Consider the following 14,360-nt stretch of genomic DNA (forward strand, 5'->3'; position numbering starts at 1 on the left):
GGTTCACTAACAATCACATCTTCGCCGGAGGCTCGTCGGAGGTCCCTGTCTCAGCGTCGATTCGGCGCTCGACAGCACCCAGAACCACACATCTCGGACCGTCCAGGCACCGGGATCCCGCACAGACAAGAGGACAGAATGAAGAAGTCGTTCCGGATCGGCGCGGTCGTTGCCACCGCGGCCATCGCATCCATGGCACTCAGCTCCTGCGGTTTCAGCGACAGTTCGGGAGGCGGCGGAGACGCCAACACACTCGACCTCCTCGTCCCCTCCTACTCCGACGGCACGCAGGCGCTCTGGGAGGACGTCATCGCGGGCTTCGAAGACGAGAACCCCGACATCACCGTCAACCTCGAGGTGCAGTCGTGGGACAACCTGAACGACGTGGTGACCACGAAGGTGCAGGGCGGCAAGGCCCCCGACATCATGAACGGCGGCCCGTTCGCCGGCTTCGCCGCCGACGACCTGCTCTACCCGGTGTCCGAGGTCACGTCGGAGGACACCCGCGCCGACTTCCAGGAGTCGTTCGTCGCGAGCGCCTCGGTCGGCGATACCCAGTACGGCCTGCCGCTCATCGCCTCGTCGCGCACGCTCTTCGTGAACAACGACCTGCTCGCCCAGGCCGGCGTCGAGGCGCCGACCACGTGGGACGAGCTGCTCGAAGCCGGCAAGGCGATCAACGCGCTCGGCCTGCCGTCGACGTACGGCTACGGCCTGCCGCTCGGCTCGGAGGAGGCGCAGGCCGAGTCGGCCATCTGGTTCATGGGCGGCGGCGGAACGTTCGGCGACGCCGACGCGATCACGATCGACACCCCCGAGAACCTCGAGGCGGCCACCTTCATCCAGAAGATGGTCGACGAGGGCGCCACCCAGCCCGACGCCGGAGCCACCGACCGCACCCCGCTCATCGACGTTTTCATCCAGGGCAACATCGGCATGATCGAGGGCCTCCCGCCCACCGTCGGCCAGATCGAAGAGAAGAACCCCGACCTCGACTACTCGATGGTGCCGATCCCCACCAAGGACGGCCAGCCCTTCACGCTCGGCGTCGCCGACCACCTGATGGCCTTCACGAACGACGGCGACAAGCAGGAAGCGATCACCAAGTTCTTCGACTACTTCTACACGCCCGAGGTCTACGTGAACTGGGTCACCACCGAGGGCTTCCTGCCCACGACCGTCTCCGGCGGCGAGCAGCTCGCCGACGACGAGAAGCTCGCGGTATTCCTCGAGGCGCTGCCGAGCGCCGAGTTCTACCCGAGCACGAACCCGAACTGGTCCGCGACGGATGCCGCTTTCAAGAGCCTCGTCGGACAGCTCGCCCAGGGCAAGGACCCGCAGGCCGTGCTGACCGAGATCCAGGCGAAGAGCGACGAGGGCTGACGTCCGCGTCACCCGTCCCCGCGACATCCCGAACCACACAGGAAGCACCACGATGACCAACGCACCACTCGCGCCGGAGGCGACCACGCGTCGCCCCCGGCGGGCGGCGGGCCGCTCGTCACGCGACCTGCTGCTCGCGCTGCCGTGGATCGCGCCGTCGCTCGTGCTCATCTTCGGCGTCGTGCTGTTCCCCGCGGCGGTGATGTTCTACAACTCGACGCGTGACATCAGCCAGTCGGGAGTCGACCGCGGCCCGGCCGGCTTCGACAACTACCTGACGCTGCTCGAGTTCGACCCGATCTGGGGCGTACTCGGCCGCACCCTGGTCTGGGTCGTGGCCGTGGTGCTCTTCACCGTGCTGCTCTCGCTGGCCCTCGCACAGTTGCTGAACAAGGCGTTCCCGGGCCGGCAGCTCGTGCGCATGGCCGTCATCGTGCCGTGGGCCGCGAGCGTCGTGATGACGACGCTCGTGGTCTACTACGGCCTCGACCCGTTCTACGGCATCATCAACGAGGGGCTCGTGCAGCTCGGCATCCTCGACACGCCCTACGGCTTCACCAAGAACGCGACCTCGGCGTTCGCCTGGTCGATCGGCATCGCGGTGTTCGTCTCTCTGCCGTTCACGACCTACACGATCCTCGCCGGGCTGCAGACGATCCCGGCCGACGTCTTCGAGGCGGCGAAGATCGACGGGGCCGGCCGTCGCCACACCTATTTCGCCATCGTGCTGCCGCAGCTGCGTAGCGCGCTCGCCGTGGCGATCCTGATCAACATCATCAACGTGTTCAACTCGCTGCCGATCCTCAAGGTGATGACCGGGTCGATCCCGGGCTACGACGCCGACACGGTGATGACGCTGATCTTCAAGTACATCCAGACCGACCACCGCATCGACGTCGCGAGCGCGCTCAGCGTCGTCGGATTCCTGATGGTGCTGGTGATCGTCGCCCTGTACGTCAGAATCGTCAAGCCGATGCGGGAGGTGTGAGATGACCGACACCACGCACGTGCGCCGACGCCGCTACACCGCCGACCAGGTCGGTGCCGGGGCCGTCGCCTGGCGGATGCTCGCGGGCGCCGTCGTGCTGCTGATCTTCGTCGCACCGTACCTCCTCATGTTCGTGAGCTCGCTCAAGTCGAAGAGCGAGATCCTGCAGGTGCCGCCGACGTTCCTGCCGACCGAATGGCACCCCGAGAACTACGTCACCATGTGGTCGACGCCCGAGACCCCGCTCGTGCAGAACCTCATTTCGACCATCGTGATCGCGGTCTTCGCGACGCTGCTCGTGCTCGCCGTGGCCCTCCCGGCCGCCTACTACACCGCCCGGTTCCGGTTCCCGGGGCGGCTGGTGTTCCTCTTCCTGGTGATCGTCACGCAGATGCTGCAGCCCGCGGTTCTCACCTCGGGCCTCTTCCGGGAGTTCCAGTTCCTCGGAATCAGCGACACCTGGCTCGCGATGATCCTGATCAACGCGGCCTTCAACCTGTCGTTCGCGGTCTGGATCATGCACAGCTTCTTCGCCGGCGTGCCGAAGGAGATCGACGAGGCGGCGCAGCTCGACGGCGCCGGCCGCTGGACGGTGCTGCTCCGCATCAACCTGCCGCTCGTCTGGCCGGGCATCGTCACCGCGATCGTCTTCACCTTCGTCTCCTGCTGGAACGAGTTCGCCGCCTCGCTCGTCATCCTCTCCACCGCCGGCAACCAGCCGCTGTCGGTCGCCCTCACCAAGTTCGTCGGGCAGTACGCCACCAGCTGGCAGTACGTCTTCGGCATTTCGATCGTCGCGATCGTGCCGGTCGTGATTCTCTTTATGCTCATCGAGAAGCGCCTTGTCGGCGGTCTCACCGCAGGGAGCGTGAAGTAGATGACCACCCGGAAACCCCCGTTCGCACCGCAGCGCACCCACGGCCTGGCCGGTGGTCGCGCCCTCCGCCCGAGCAGCAAGGTGCTGCCGGAACACGCCCGCGGCCACAACCGCTCGCTCGTGCTGCAGACCCTCTACCTGGCCGGCGAACGCAGTCGCGCCGACATCGCCCGCGAGACCGGCCTCACCCGCGTCACCGTCTCCGACCTGGTGGCCGAGCTCATCGCCGAGGGACTCGTGCTCGAGTTGGGTCCGCGCGAAGACGCCCGCCCCGGCAAGCCGGCGACCCTGCTCGAACTGAACGCCCTCGCGTTCCACATCATCGGCATCGACCTCAGCGAGTTCGCGATCTTCCGCGGGGCCGTCCTCGACCTGCGCGGGCAGATCATCTCGCGTGCCGAGATCCCCCTCGAGAACAGCACGGGGGCGGATGCCGCGGCCAAAGTCGTCGCCCTGGTCGAGCGCCTCGTGGCGGCTGCCACGCTGCCCATCCTCGGGGTCGGCGTCGGCTCCCCGGGTATCGTCGGCCTCGGCGGTGTCGTGCTCACCGCGCCCAACCTCGGCTGGGTCAACGAACCGCTGCAGCAGTCGCTCGCCGAACGGTTCGGTCTGCCCGTACTGGTCGCGAACGACGCCAACGCCGCCGCCCTCGCCGAGCACAGCTTCGGCGGTGCCGACAGCGACATGATCCTGATCAAGATCGGGCACGGTGTGGGTGCCGGTCTGCTGCTCGACGGCAGCCCGTTCTTCGGCGGGCGGTTCGCCGCCGGGGAGATCGGACACGTGGTCGTGGGTACCGACGGCGGTGCCGAGTGCGTGTGCGGAAAACGCGGGTGCCTGGAGACGTGGTTGGCCACGCCGAGGCTCGACGCGGCGTTGGCTGCGGCCGCGTCATCCGACGAACGCACGACGATTTTGACGGAAGCGGGTCAACGCCTCGGCATTGCGCTCGCCCCGGTGGTGGGAGCGCTCGACCTAGCCGAGGTCGTGCTGAGCGGTCCGACCGAACTGCTTGATGGCGTGCTGGGAACGGCCGTCATCGAGACCCTCCGCGCGAGAACGATGGCCGAGTACCACGGCGGTCTGATCCTGCGGATGACAACCCTCGGAGAGGACATCGTGCTGCGCGGCGCCGCAGCGATGGTGCTCTCCGGCCAGCTCGGGGTCTCCTGACCGCGGGCACGCACCGGCGACTCGTCCACCCGGACCGTCGCGTTCCATCACGTTCTACAAAGGAGTCAGAAATGAAGAAAAGGACAGCAGCGGTCGCAGCAGCCACCGTTGCGGCTCTCCTGTTGGCGGGGTGTTCGTCGAACGACGCACCCGCCGAAGCCGGTGGCGACGACATCACCCTGTGGCTGAACGGCGGTGACACCCCGGACGCGCTGCGCGACTTCCTTAAGACAGAGTACGCAGACGCGACCGGGGGCACGCTTACTATCGAAGAGCAGTCGTGGACGGATGCTCTCGCAAAACTGACCACGGCACTGCCTGATGCCGAGAATACCCCCGATGTCGTGGAGATCGGCAACACGTGGGCGCCCACGTTCACCAATGCCGGGGCGTTCACCGACCTCAGCGACATGTACGACGATCTGGGCGGCGACAAGCTGCTGCCCTCGTTCGTCGAGGTCGGTTCGGTGGACGGCGCCGAGTACGCCCTGCCGTACTACTTCGGCTCGCGCTATGTGTTCTACCGCAAGGACGTCTGGGAGCAGGCCGGCCTCGCCGTGCCGACGACCCTCGCCGAGTTCAACGAGGCCGCGGCCGCCTTGAGGACGGCCGACCAGAGCGGCTTCTACATCGGCGGCGAAGACTGGCGCAACGGCGTCTCCTGGATCTTCGCCAACGGCGGAGAGCTCGCGGTCAAGGACGGCGACGAGTGGTCGTCGACGCTCTCCGACCCGAAGACGGTCGAGGGGCTCACCCAGCTGCAGACCCTGTTCGCCGACGCGTCGCTCGCGCCGGTCACCGAGGCCGACAGCACGCCGTGGGTCAACATCAACAACAACGAGTCGACGGGCAAGCCCGAAGCCGCCACGATCATCGCACCCGGGTGGGCGCACTGGTCGATCGGCGACCTCGCCCCCGACCCCGCTGACTCGACCAAGACCGTGGCGACCTGGAACGACGCGACCTTCGGCACCTTCGTGCTTCCCGGTGTCGACGGCGGTGTCGCCCCCGTCTTCGCGGGCGGCTCGAACATCGCCATCTCGGCCGCGAGCAAGAACCAGGACGCGGCCAAGGAGCTGATGACGATCATCTTCTCCGACGAGTACCAGCAGCTGCTGGGCGAGAACGGCCTCGGACCGGCCAACCTCGACTTCGCGTCGTCGCTCGGCGACGACCAGTTCGCGACGGCTCTCATCGAGTCCGCCGCCGAGTCGAAGCTGACCCCCGCCGCGCCCGGCTGGGCCGCGGTCGAGGGCTCCGGCCTGCTCGAGGAGTTCTTCGGCAAGGTGAACGGCGGCGGAGACGTCGAAGCGCTCGCCGAGGAATACGACGGCAAGATCGACGAGCTGATCAACGGATAGTTCCTCCCCAACCGGTCCCTGAGCCTGTCGAAGGGTCCCGTCGACAGGCTCGGGGACCGGCATCCGCCCTGCCCTTCGGCAGGCTCAGGGACCACACACACACGAAAGGAGGAAGCCCCCACCATGGCCCTCACCGTCGAACGCCGACGCACCAACCGCGCGCCGTACCTGCTTCTCATCCCGGCCGTCGGCATCCTCCTCATCGGCATGGGCTACCCGGTCGTCTGGCAGGCGATCACCTCCCTGCAGGAATACGGACTGCAGCAGCAGTTCGGCAAAGCCGCCCCCTTCGTCTTCCTCGAGAACTACATCGAGCTCGCCACGAACGCGAGTTTCTGGGCGGTCGTCGCCAAGTCGATCGCCTTCTGCCTGATCACCGCCGTGGCGACCCTCGCCATCGGCCTCGGACTCGCCCTGCTGATGAACGTCGTCGGCAAGGCGCCGCGGCTGATCCTGCAGATCGCGCTGCTGCTGGCCTGGTCGATGCCGGTGGTCGCCGCGATGACCGTGTGGATCTGGCTCTTCGACCGCCGCCGCGGCGCGGTCAACTACCTGCTCGACCTCATCCCGGGCGTTGACATGAACAGGTTCAACTGGCTCGAGACGCCGACGACGTTCTTCATCGTCGCGAGCGTCATCGTCATCTGGATGTCGGTGCCGTTCGTCGCCTTCTCCAGCTACGCCGGTCTCACCCAGATCTCGGAAGAGGTCATGGAGGCCGCGCAGCTCGACGGCGCCAACGGCTGGCAGCGCTTCTGGGGCATCATCCTCCCGATGATCCGCCCCGTCATCGCGATCGTCTTCCTCCTGCAGATCATCTGGGACCTGCGCGTCTTCACCCAGATCACCATGCTGCAGGACGCCGGTTCCAAGTCGAGCGAGTTCGACCTGCTCGGCACCTACATCTTCAAGCTCGGCACCAAGGCGCAGGACTTCGGGATGGCGTCTGCCGTGTCGATCCTCGTGTTGGCGATCACCATCGTGCTGAGCTGGTTCTACATCCGCAGCCTGCTGAAAGAGGACGAGGCATGAGAGCCCGTACCGCGCGCACGATCTTCGGCGCACTGGCGATCGTCATCGCCGTCATCTGGGTGTTCCCCGTCTACTGGATGGTGAACTCTTCGCTGCTGCCCAACACCACCCTGCTGTCGTTCGTCCCGACGTTCGTTCCGTTCGGCGGATCGCTGAACAACTTCACGGCCGCGCTCGCCGACGGCGAGTTCTACGCGGCGCTCGGCATGAGCGTCTCGATCACGCTCATCGCGGTGTTCTTCTGCCTGATTTTCGCGTTCCTCGGCGCGGTGGCGATCAGCCGCTTCCGGTTCCGCGGCCGCAAGAGCTTCATCATCGCGGTGCTGGTCGTGCAGATGCTTCCCGCCGAGGGGCTGTTCATCGCCCAGTACAAGATGGTGGCCAGTGTGCACCTGCTCGACTCGGTGATCGGGGTCAGCGTCATCTACATCGCAGCCGTCGTGCCGTTCACGATCTGGATGCTGCGGGGATTCGTCGCGGGAGTGCCCGCCGATCTCGAGGAAGCCGCCATGGTCGACGGCCTCAGCCGGTTCGGCGCGTTTATGCGCATCACCTTCCCGTTGCTCGCACCCGGGCTCGTGGCATCCGGGGTCTACGCGTTCCTGCAGGCGTGGAACGAGTTCACCGTCGCCCTCGTGCTGCTCCCGTCGGAGGCCGCGCAGACGCTGCCGCTCTGGCTGCGCGGATTCGTGCAGGCGAGTGCCACGCGCGAGACCGACTGGGGCCAGGTGATGGCGGCTTCGACGCTCGTCGCCGTGCCGGTGATCGTGTTCTTCTTGATCGTGCAGGGCCGGCTGACGTCGGGCCTCGTGAGCGGGGCGGTGAAGGGATGAGCGGGGTATCGGTCCCTGAGCCTGTCGAAGGACTCGGAGGAGGGGCGCTTCGACAGGCTCAGCGACCGCAGCGCCCTGCCACCCGCGTCCTCCTCCCCGGGTTCGTCGGCACCGAGCTGCCCGACTGGCTCGCCGCCCGGCTGCGCGACGGCCTCGCCGGCGTCTGCCTCTTCGGCGAGAACGTGGAGTCGCGCGACCAGCTGCGCGCCCTCACCGCGGCGATCTACACCGCCAACCCGCACGCGCTCATCGCGATCGACGAAGAGGGCGGCGACGTCACCCGGCTCTACCAGTCGGTCGGTTCCCCATTCCCCGGCAACGCGCTGCTCGGCCGTATCGACGACCTCGACTACACCGCCCTCGTCGCGACGGCGGTCGGCCTCGAACTGCGCGACGTGGGGGTCAACCTCAACTTCGCGCCCGACGTGGACATCAACTCGAACGCGAACAACCCGGTGATCGGGGTGCGCAGTTTCGGCAGCGACCCGGCACTCGTCGCCCGGCACAGCGCCGCGTGGGTGGCGGCGCACGAGGCGACCGGCGTCGCGGTGAGCGCGAAGCATTTTCCGGGGCACGGCGACACCGCCCAGGACTCGCACCTCGCGCTGCCCGTCGTCGACCTGCCGCTCTCCGCCCTGCGCGAGCGCGAACTGCTGCCGTTCGAGGCGGCGGTCGCGGCCGGTGCGAGCAGCGTGATGAGCTCGCACATCCTGCTGCCCCAGCTCGACGCCGAGAACCCCGCTACCTTCTCGCGCACCATCCTCGACGGGCTGCTGCGCGGCGACCTCGGTTTCACCGGCGTCATCGTGAGCGACGCGCTCGACATGGTCGGTGCGAGCGGCGAGACCGGCATCCCGGCCGCGGCCGTGCGGGCGATCGCCGCCGGCTGCGACCTGCTCTGCATCGGCACGAAAAACACCGACGCCCAGCTCGACGACATCGAGGCCGCGCTCGCCGCCGCGGTGGCCGCGGGGGAGCTCGACGCCGCGCGCTTGGCCGACGCCGGCGACCGGAACGTCGCCCTCGCGGTGGCGCTGCGTGCGACATCCGCCCCGCCTTCTTCGCCGACGGTCTTCGACCTCGACCGTGCCATCGCCGCCTTCGCCGTCGCACCCGGTGCCGTCGCCCGGAGCGAGCGCACCGTGGTCGCGATCGAGACCGCCGCCAACATCGCGGTCGGCGTCTCGCCGTGGGGTCCGCCCGCCGACGCCCGTGTGCACCGCGGCGACCCGCTGCCGCCCGTCGCCGGGCAGCTCGTACTCGTCGGCAAGAACAACCACGCGCACGAGTGGGTGCGCGAACTCGTCGACGCCGCCCGGCGCGACCACCCCGCGACGCTGGTGGTCGACATGGGCTGGCCCGACACCGACCGGCGCTACGCCGACGTCGCGACCTTCGGCGCATCGCGGCACGTGGGCGAGGCGCTCGCCGCCTGGCTGGAAGGGACAGCACCATGAGGATGGGTATCGACATCGGCGGCACGAAGACCGAGGCGGTGACCGTCGCCGACGACGGCACGGTCGTCGACCGGGTGCGGCTCGCCACGGGATTCGGCGCCGAGGCCGTGATCGCGTCGACCGTCGACGCGGTCGGGCGGCTGACCGCGGCGAGCGGCGGCGCGAGGTTCTCCAGCGTCGGCGTGGGAATTCCGGGGGCGGTGGATGCCGCGACCGGACGCGTCTCGCACGCGATCAACCTCGGCCTCGACCGTCTCGACCTGGGCGAGTTGCTCGCCGCGGAACTCGGCACGCCCGTGCGCGTCGAGAACGATGTGAACGCTGCCGCGCTCGGCGCCTTCCACCTGCTGGAACAGCCGGCCGCGGCATCCATGTCGTATCTCAATCTGGGCACCGGCCTCGCCGCCGGTCTCGTGCTGCGCGGCGAACTGTGGCGCGGCGCCCGCGGCGGTGCGGGCGAGATCGGGCACATCCTGGTCGACCCCGCCGGCCCGCTCGACCTCGACGGCCAGCACGGCGGGCTCGAGGCGATGGCCTCCGGGTCGGGGATCGCGCGCCAGTGGGCCCGCGGCGACGGCAACGCGGTGAGCGCCGTGCTCGACGCGGCCGACGCCGGCGACGAGCGTGCGGTCGAGATCAGGCGGCGGCTCTACGAGGGCGTGGCACACTCGGTGCGCATCCTCGTGCTGACCGTCGACGTCGACCTCGTCGTCATTGGCGGCGGTATCGCCGGGCTGGGCGACCGCGTGCTCGGCGGCGTGTTCGAGATCCTCGACTCCTGGAGCGCGCAGTCGCCGTTCATCGAATCGCTCGGCCTCGCCGAGCGTCTGCGCCTGCTTCCGGCCGGCGCGCCCGTCGCCGCACTCGGCGCCGCACACCTGGGAGGCACATCGTGGCCGAAGTAGTCATCGTCCCGTCGGCGGCGGAGGGCGGATCGATCCCGGCCGCCGCCATCGCGGCGCTCGTCACCGCGAAGCCCGACGCCGTGCTCGGACTCGCCACCGGCTCCACGCCCCTGACCACCTGGCAGGCGCTCGCGGGCCGCGGGCTCGACCTGTCGCGCGTGCGCGGGTTCGCGCTCGACGAGTACGTCGGGCTGCCGGCCGGGCACCCCGAGAGCTACCGCTCGGTGATCACGCGCGAGGTGGTCGAGCCGCTCGGCCTCACGCCCGCGCTCGTGCGCGTGCCCGGCGACGACGGCCTGCCGCTCGAGGGTGCCGGCGATCGCTACGAGTCCGACATCCACGCCGCCGGCGGCATCGACCTGCAGATCCTCGGCATCGGACGCACGGGGCACATCGGCTTCAACGAACCCGGCTCCTCGCTCGCGTCGCTCACGCGGGTGAAGACGCTGACCGAGCAGACCCGCATCGACAACGCGCGCTTCTTCGACTCGGTCGACGACGTGCCGGTGCACTGCATCACGCAGGGGCTCGGCACGATCCTGCGGGCGCGGCACCTCGTGCTGCTCGCGTTCGGTGCGGGCAAGGCGGCGGCGATCGCGGCCGCGCTCGAGGGACCGGTCTCCGCGTCGACCCCCGGGTCGGTGGTGCAGTTGCACCCGCGCGTCACCGTGGTCGTCGACGAGGATGCCGCGGCCGACCTCGCGCACGCGGACTACTACCGCTACGCCTGGGCGAACCGGCTCGACTGGGAGCGTTAGGCCGCTTTAGTGCCTAGACGACCTTCGTGCCGTCCGCCCAGACTCCGGTGACCTGCCAGGCGTGGTCGAGCAGCACGGCGTCGGCGGCGAAGCCGGGGGAGAGCAGTCCGAGCCGGTGCTCGTACGCGATGGCCTTGGCGGGGGTGTGGGTGAGCGCTTCCACCGCGGCGCGGGGCTCGACGCGCGACCGGGTGATCGCGTTGCGTAGGGCCGCGTCCTGCGTGAGGGTCGAGCCGGCGATCGTGGGGGTGCCGCGCAACCGCGCGATCCCCTCGTGCACCGTGACGGTGAGCGAGCCGAGCGTGTAGTCGCCGTCGTGCGACCCCGCGGCGGCCATCGCGTCGGTGACCAGCGCCACGCGACGCGGCGCCGATGCGAAGACCATCGCCGCGACATCCGGATGCACGTGTTCGCCGTCGAGGATGAGTTCGATCGTCACGCGCTTGTCTTCGAACGCGGCGACGACGGGGCCGGGGGCGCGGTGGTGGATGCCGGGCATGGCGTTGAAGGCGTGGGTCAGGATGCGGGCTCCGCGGTCGAACGCGCGCTTCGCGAGGTCGAAATCGGCCTCGGTGTGGCCGATGGCCACGGCGACCCCGGACTCGACGAGCACGTCGATCGACTCGAGCGCGTTCGGCAGTTCGGGGGCGAGGGTGATCTGCCGTAGCGTGCCGCGGGCGGCGCCGATGAGTTCCTCGATCTCGTACGGCGCGGGGTCGCGCAGGAACTCGCCGTTGTGCGCGCCGCGACGGCCCGGGGCGAGGAACGGCCCCTCGAGGTGCGATCCGAGCACGAGCGGATCGGCGTCGGCGATGTCCGCGATCTCGGTGAGGCTCGTGCGCAGGCTGGCGAGCGGGTTTGCGACGAGGCTGATCACCGAGCGGGTGGTGCCGTGCGCGCGGTGGGTGGCGAGGGCCGCCGCGATCTCGATCGGGCCGGTGTCGTACGAGTGCCCGCCGCCGCCGTGCCCGTGCAGGTCGATGAACCCGGGGACGAGCCAGTGCCCGCCGACGTCGACGCGCTGGGCGTCGCGGGGGAGTTCCGGCAGCTGTCCGCTGCCGGTCGACAGGATCGTGTCGCCCTCGACGAGCATCCAGAAGTCGTCGACCTGGCCGTGCGCGTCCAGCTTGCGGGCGTGTTCGAAGAGCGTGCTCATGCGCTCAGCTTAGGGAGTGAGTCGCCGTCAGAACTACCTGAAAATGATCGTGCGGGCGCGGTCGAGAAGCACGCGGTGCTCGGAGAACCACTTCACCGCCTGGGTGAGGGTGCGGCTCTCCTCGTCCTGACCGATCGAGACGAGCTCGGCCGGGGTGCGCGAGTGGTCGACCCGCACCACGTTCTGCTCGACGATCGGTCCCTCGTCGAGGTCGCTCGTCACGAAGTGCGCGGTAGCGCCGATGAGTTTCACGCCGCGGGCGTGTGCCTGCTTGTACGGGTTCGCGCCCTTGAATCCGGGAAGGAACGAGTGGTGGATGTTGATGGCCTTACCGCCCAGTGCCGCGCACAGCTCGGGGGAGAGGATCTGCATGTAGCGGGCGAGCACGACGAGTTCGATGTCGTGCTCCTCGACGACCTCGAGCACGCGCTGCTCGAAAGCCTTCTTCGACTCGGGGTCGGTCACGGCGCGGTGCTCGAACGGCACCCCGTAGAACTCGGCGATGTCGGCGAGGTCGGGGTGGTTGCTCATCACCAGCGGCATGTCGATCGCGAGCTGGCCGGCGCGCTCGCGGTAGAGCAGGTCGTTGAGGCAGTGCCCGGCCTTCGAGACGAGCACGAGGGTACGCAGCGGGCGGCCCACAACGTCGAGCTGCCAGGTCATGGCGTAGCGGTCGGTCACGGGGGCGAGCGCGGTTTCGAACTGTTCCCGCGATGCCGCGGACTCGACCTGCAGGCGCATGAAGAACGTGCCGGTGTCGTCGCTGGAGAACTGCTGCGACTCGGTGATGTTGCCCTGCGCTTCGACGATTGCCCCGCTGATGGCGTGCACGATGCCGGGTCGGTCTTCGCAGACGAGGGTCAGGATCCAGTGCGTCGAAGTGTCAGTCACCGCTCCAGAGTATTCTGGAAAAGTTGCCCAGCTTGTACACGGCAGCCCGCCGGACGGCGCACGCTCCACAGAAAACTCCGAACGGACCTCCCCGTTGACTTCGCGCGACACCGCACCGACCACCACCCAGCCGTTCCCCTGGGTGGGCCTCCTCGTGCTCGCCGGGGCGATCTTCGTCTCGGTCACGAGCGAGTTCCTGCCGACCGGACTGCTGCCGGACATGGCCCGCGAGCTCGACGTCTCGGAGTCTCGGATCGGCCTCCTGGTCACGATCTTCGCGGGAACCGTGGTGCTCACGACCACCCCGCTCGCCGCCCTGACGCGCCGCTACTCGCGCAAGTACCTCGTGGTCGCCGTTCTCCTCGTCGTCGCGACCGGTAACGTGCTCGCGGCCCTCGCCCCGACCTACGAGATCCTCATCGGCGCGCGCATCATCGGCGGTCTCGCGCACGGCCTCTTCTGGGCGGTCGTCGGTGCCTACGCCGCCCACCTCGTGCCCAAGCACCAGATCGGCCGCGCCGTGGCGATCACGAGCGGCGGCGGCACCGCGGCCTTCGTGCTCGGTGTGCCGCTCGGCACCGCCCTCGGCCACGCTCTCGGCTGGCGTCTCGCGTTCGCGACGATCGGCATCGTGGTGCTCGTGCTCGCCGCCCTGGTGCTGCGCTTCCTGCCGGCGGTCAACCACCACGTGTCGCTGGCCACCGGCGAGATCGCGCTGCCCGCCCGCAAGGACCGCAGCCTCCCCGCCGTCGTCATCCTGCTCGTGATCATCATCATCGTGATGACCGGCCACTACCTCTTCTATACGTACATCACCCCGTGGCTGACGGAGGTGGGCGGCTTCGACGCCGACTCGATCCCGATCCTGCTGTTCCTCTTCGGTGGCGCGGGTGCCGTCGGACTCGTCCTCGCCGGCCTGGTCAGCGACCGCTTCCCGCGCGGAGGTCTGGTCGTCGCGACCGCCATCGTCGCGGCATCCGTTCTGGCCGTCGGCTTGTTCTCGGGCTCGCAGGTCGTCGTCATCGTGGCGTTCGTGCTGTGGGGCGTGCCGTTCGGCGGGGTGCCCGCGATGCTGCAGGCGCGCATGCTGCACACGGCGTCGGTGCGTCTGCGCGACCTCGCCTCCGCGCTCTACACGACGGCGTTCAACTTCGCGATCGGCTTCGGCGCCTTCGTCGGCGGCCTGCTGCTCGACGGCGCCGGCCTGATCGTGCTGCCGTTCTGGGACGCGGCACTGATCGGCTTCGGCGTCCTGTTCATGCTGCTGACCAACGCGTGGCTGACGGCGCGGGCGCGGCGGCCGCGGGCGGTCAAATAGCCCGGTAGCGGGCCGGGCCGGGTCGGGCCGGATGCGCACCGCGGTCACGGTTCGCAACTCAGGCTGGATCGGCCGGTCGGGCCCCGCGCGGCGGTTGCGGGCCCGGAATCCCGGGCTACCGGCATCCGTGAACTACATTCTGCCTGAGTTGCGAACACGGGCGAGCGGCGGAGTCCGGGATGCCGCGGCGAGCTGCCGCCCGGACCCGCTGGCGCGCGCGGCCGGTTA

At 69.1% G+C, this 14,360-nt stretch carries 13 protein-coding genes; 11 read left to right on the plus strand and 2 right to left on the minus strand.

The window, feature by feature from the left end:
* Positions 1-138 precede the first annotated feature (138 nt).
* The 10 genes from HD599_RS01245 to HD599_RS01290 all read left to right on the plus strand — a co-directional run bounded on the left by HD599_RS01245 (position 139) and on the right by HD599_RS01290 (position 10,767).
* Complete coding sequence (locus HD599_RS01245; protein ID WP_184232904.1) at positions 139-1,383, plus strand: extracellular solute-binding protein; 1,245 nt, start codon at positions 139-141, stop codon at positions 1,381-1,383.
* A gap of 52 nt (positions 1,384-1,435) precedes the next feature.
* On the plus strand, positions 1,436-2,371 hold the full coding sequence (locus HD599_RS01250; RefSeq protein ID WP_184232906.1) for a carbohydrate ABC transporter permease: 936 nt from the start codon (positions 1,436-1,438) through the stop codon (positions 2,369-2,371).
* A gap of 1 nt (position 2,372) precedes the next feature.
* Positions 2,373-3,248 (plus strand): carbohydrate ABC transporter permease, encoded by an 876-nt coding sequence (locus tag HD599_RS01255; RefSeq protein ID WP_221420413.1) that lies wholly within the window; start codon positions 2,373-2,375, stop codon positions 3,246-3,248.
* Positions 3,249-4,421 (plus strand): ROK family transcriptional regulator, encoded by a 1,173-nt coding sequence (locus tag HD599_RS01260; RefSeq protein WP_184232908.1) that lies wholly within the window; start codon positions 3,249-3,251, stop codon positions 4,419-4,421.
* 71 nt (positions 4,422-4,492) lie between these two features.
* Positions 4,493-5,782 (plus strand): extracellular solute-binding protein, encoded by a 1,290-nt coding sequence (locus HD599_RS01265; protein WP_184232910.1) that lies wholly within the window; start codon positions 4,493-4,495, stop codon positions 5,780-5,782.
* Positions 5,783-5,905: 123 nt separating this feature from the next.
* Positions 5,906-6,814 carry a carbohydrate ABC transporter permease gene (locus HD599_RS01270; RefSeq protein ID WP_184232912.1) on the plus strand — a complete coding sequence of 303 codons (909 nt, stop codon included), beginning with the start codon at positions 5,906-5,908 and terminating at the stop codon, positions 6,812-6,814.
* Positions 6,811-7,647 (plus strand): carbohydrate ABC transporter permease, encoded by an 837-nt coding sequence (locus tag HD599_RS01275; protein WP_184232913.1) that lies wholly within the window; start codon positions 6,811-6,813, stop codon positions 7,645-7,647. Before HD599_RS01270 ends, HD599_RS01275 begins: the two co-directional genes overlap by 4 nt.
* A complete protein-coding gene (locus tag HD599_RS01280; RefSeq protein ID WP_184232915.1) occupies positions 7,644-9,104 on the plus strand; it encodes a glycoside hydrolase family 3 protein in 1,461 nt (486 codons plus the stop codon). Before HD599_RS01275 ends, HD599_RS01280 begins: the two co-directional genes overlap by 4 nt.
* Complete coding sequence (locus tag HD599_RS01285; RefSeq protein WP_184232917.1) at positions 9,101-10,009, plus strand: ROK family protein; 909 nt, start codon at positions 9,101-9,103, stop codon at positions 10,007-10,009. The genes HD599_RS01280 and HD599_RS01285 overlap by 4 nt, the downstream gene beginning before the upstream one ends.
* Positions 9,997-10,767 carry a glucosamine-6-phosphate deaminase gene (locus HD599_RS01290; RefSeq protein ID WP_184232919.1) on the plus strand — a complete coding sequence of 257 codons (771 nt, stop codon included), beginning with the start codon at positions 9,997-9,999 and terminating at the stop codon, positions 10,765-10,767. The genes HD599_RS01285 and HD599_RS01290 overlap by 13 nt, the downstream gene beginning before the upstream one ends.
* A 13-nt stretch (positions 10,768-10,780) precedes the next feature.
* On the opposite strand, the gene nagA is transcribed toward HD599_RS01290, so the two are convergent.
* Both nagA and purU read right to left on the minus strand, forming a co-directional pair.
* Entirely contained in the window at positions 10,781-11,923 is a 1,143-nt protein-coding gene (nagA, locus tag HD599_RS01295) for an N-acetylglucosamine-6-phosphate deacetylase (protein WP_184232921.1), read from the minus strand.
* Between the two features lie 33 nt (positions 11,924-11,956).
* Positions 11,957-12,814 (minus strand): formyltetrahydrofolate deformylase, encoded by an 858-nt coding sequence (gene purU, locus HD599_RS01300; RefSeq protein ID WP_184232923.1) that lies wholly within the window; start codon positions 12,812-12,814, stop codon positions 11,957-11,959.
* Between the two features lie 94 nt (positions 12,815-12,908).
* On the opposite strand from purU, the gene HD599_RS01305 reads away from it, so the two are divergent.
* Complete coding sequence (locus HD599_RS01305) at positions 12,909-14,132, plus strand: MFS transporter (protein ID WP_184232925.1); 1,224 nt, start codon at positions 12,909-12,911, stop codon at positions 14,130-14,132.
* The last annotated feature ends 228 nt before the right edge of the window (positions 14,133-14,360 follow it).

It is taken from the genome of Conyzicola lurida (genome assembly GCF_014204935.1).
GTDB lineage: Bacteria > Actinomycetota > Actinomycetes > Actinomycetales > Microbacteriaceae > Conyzicola > Conyzicola lurida.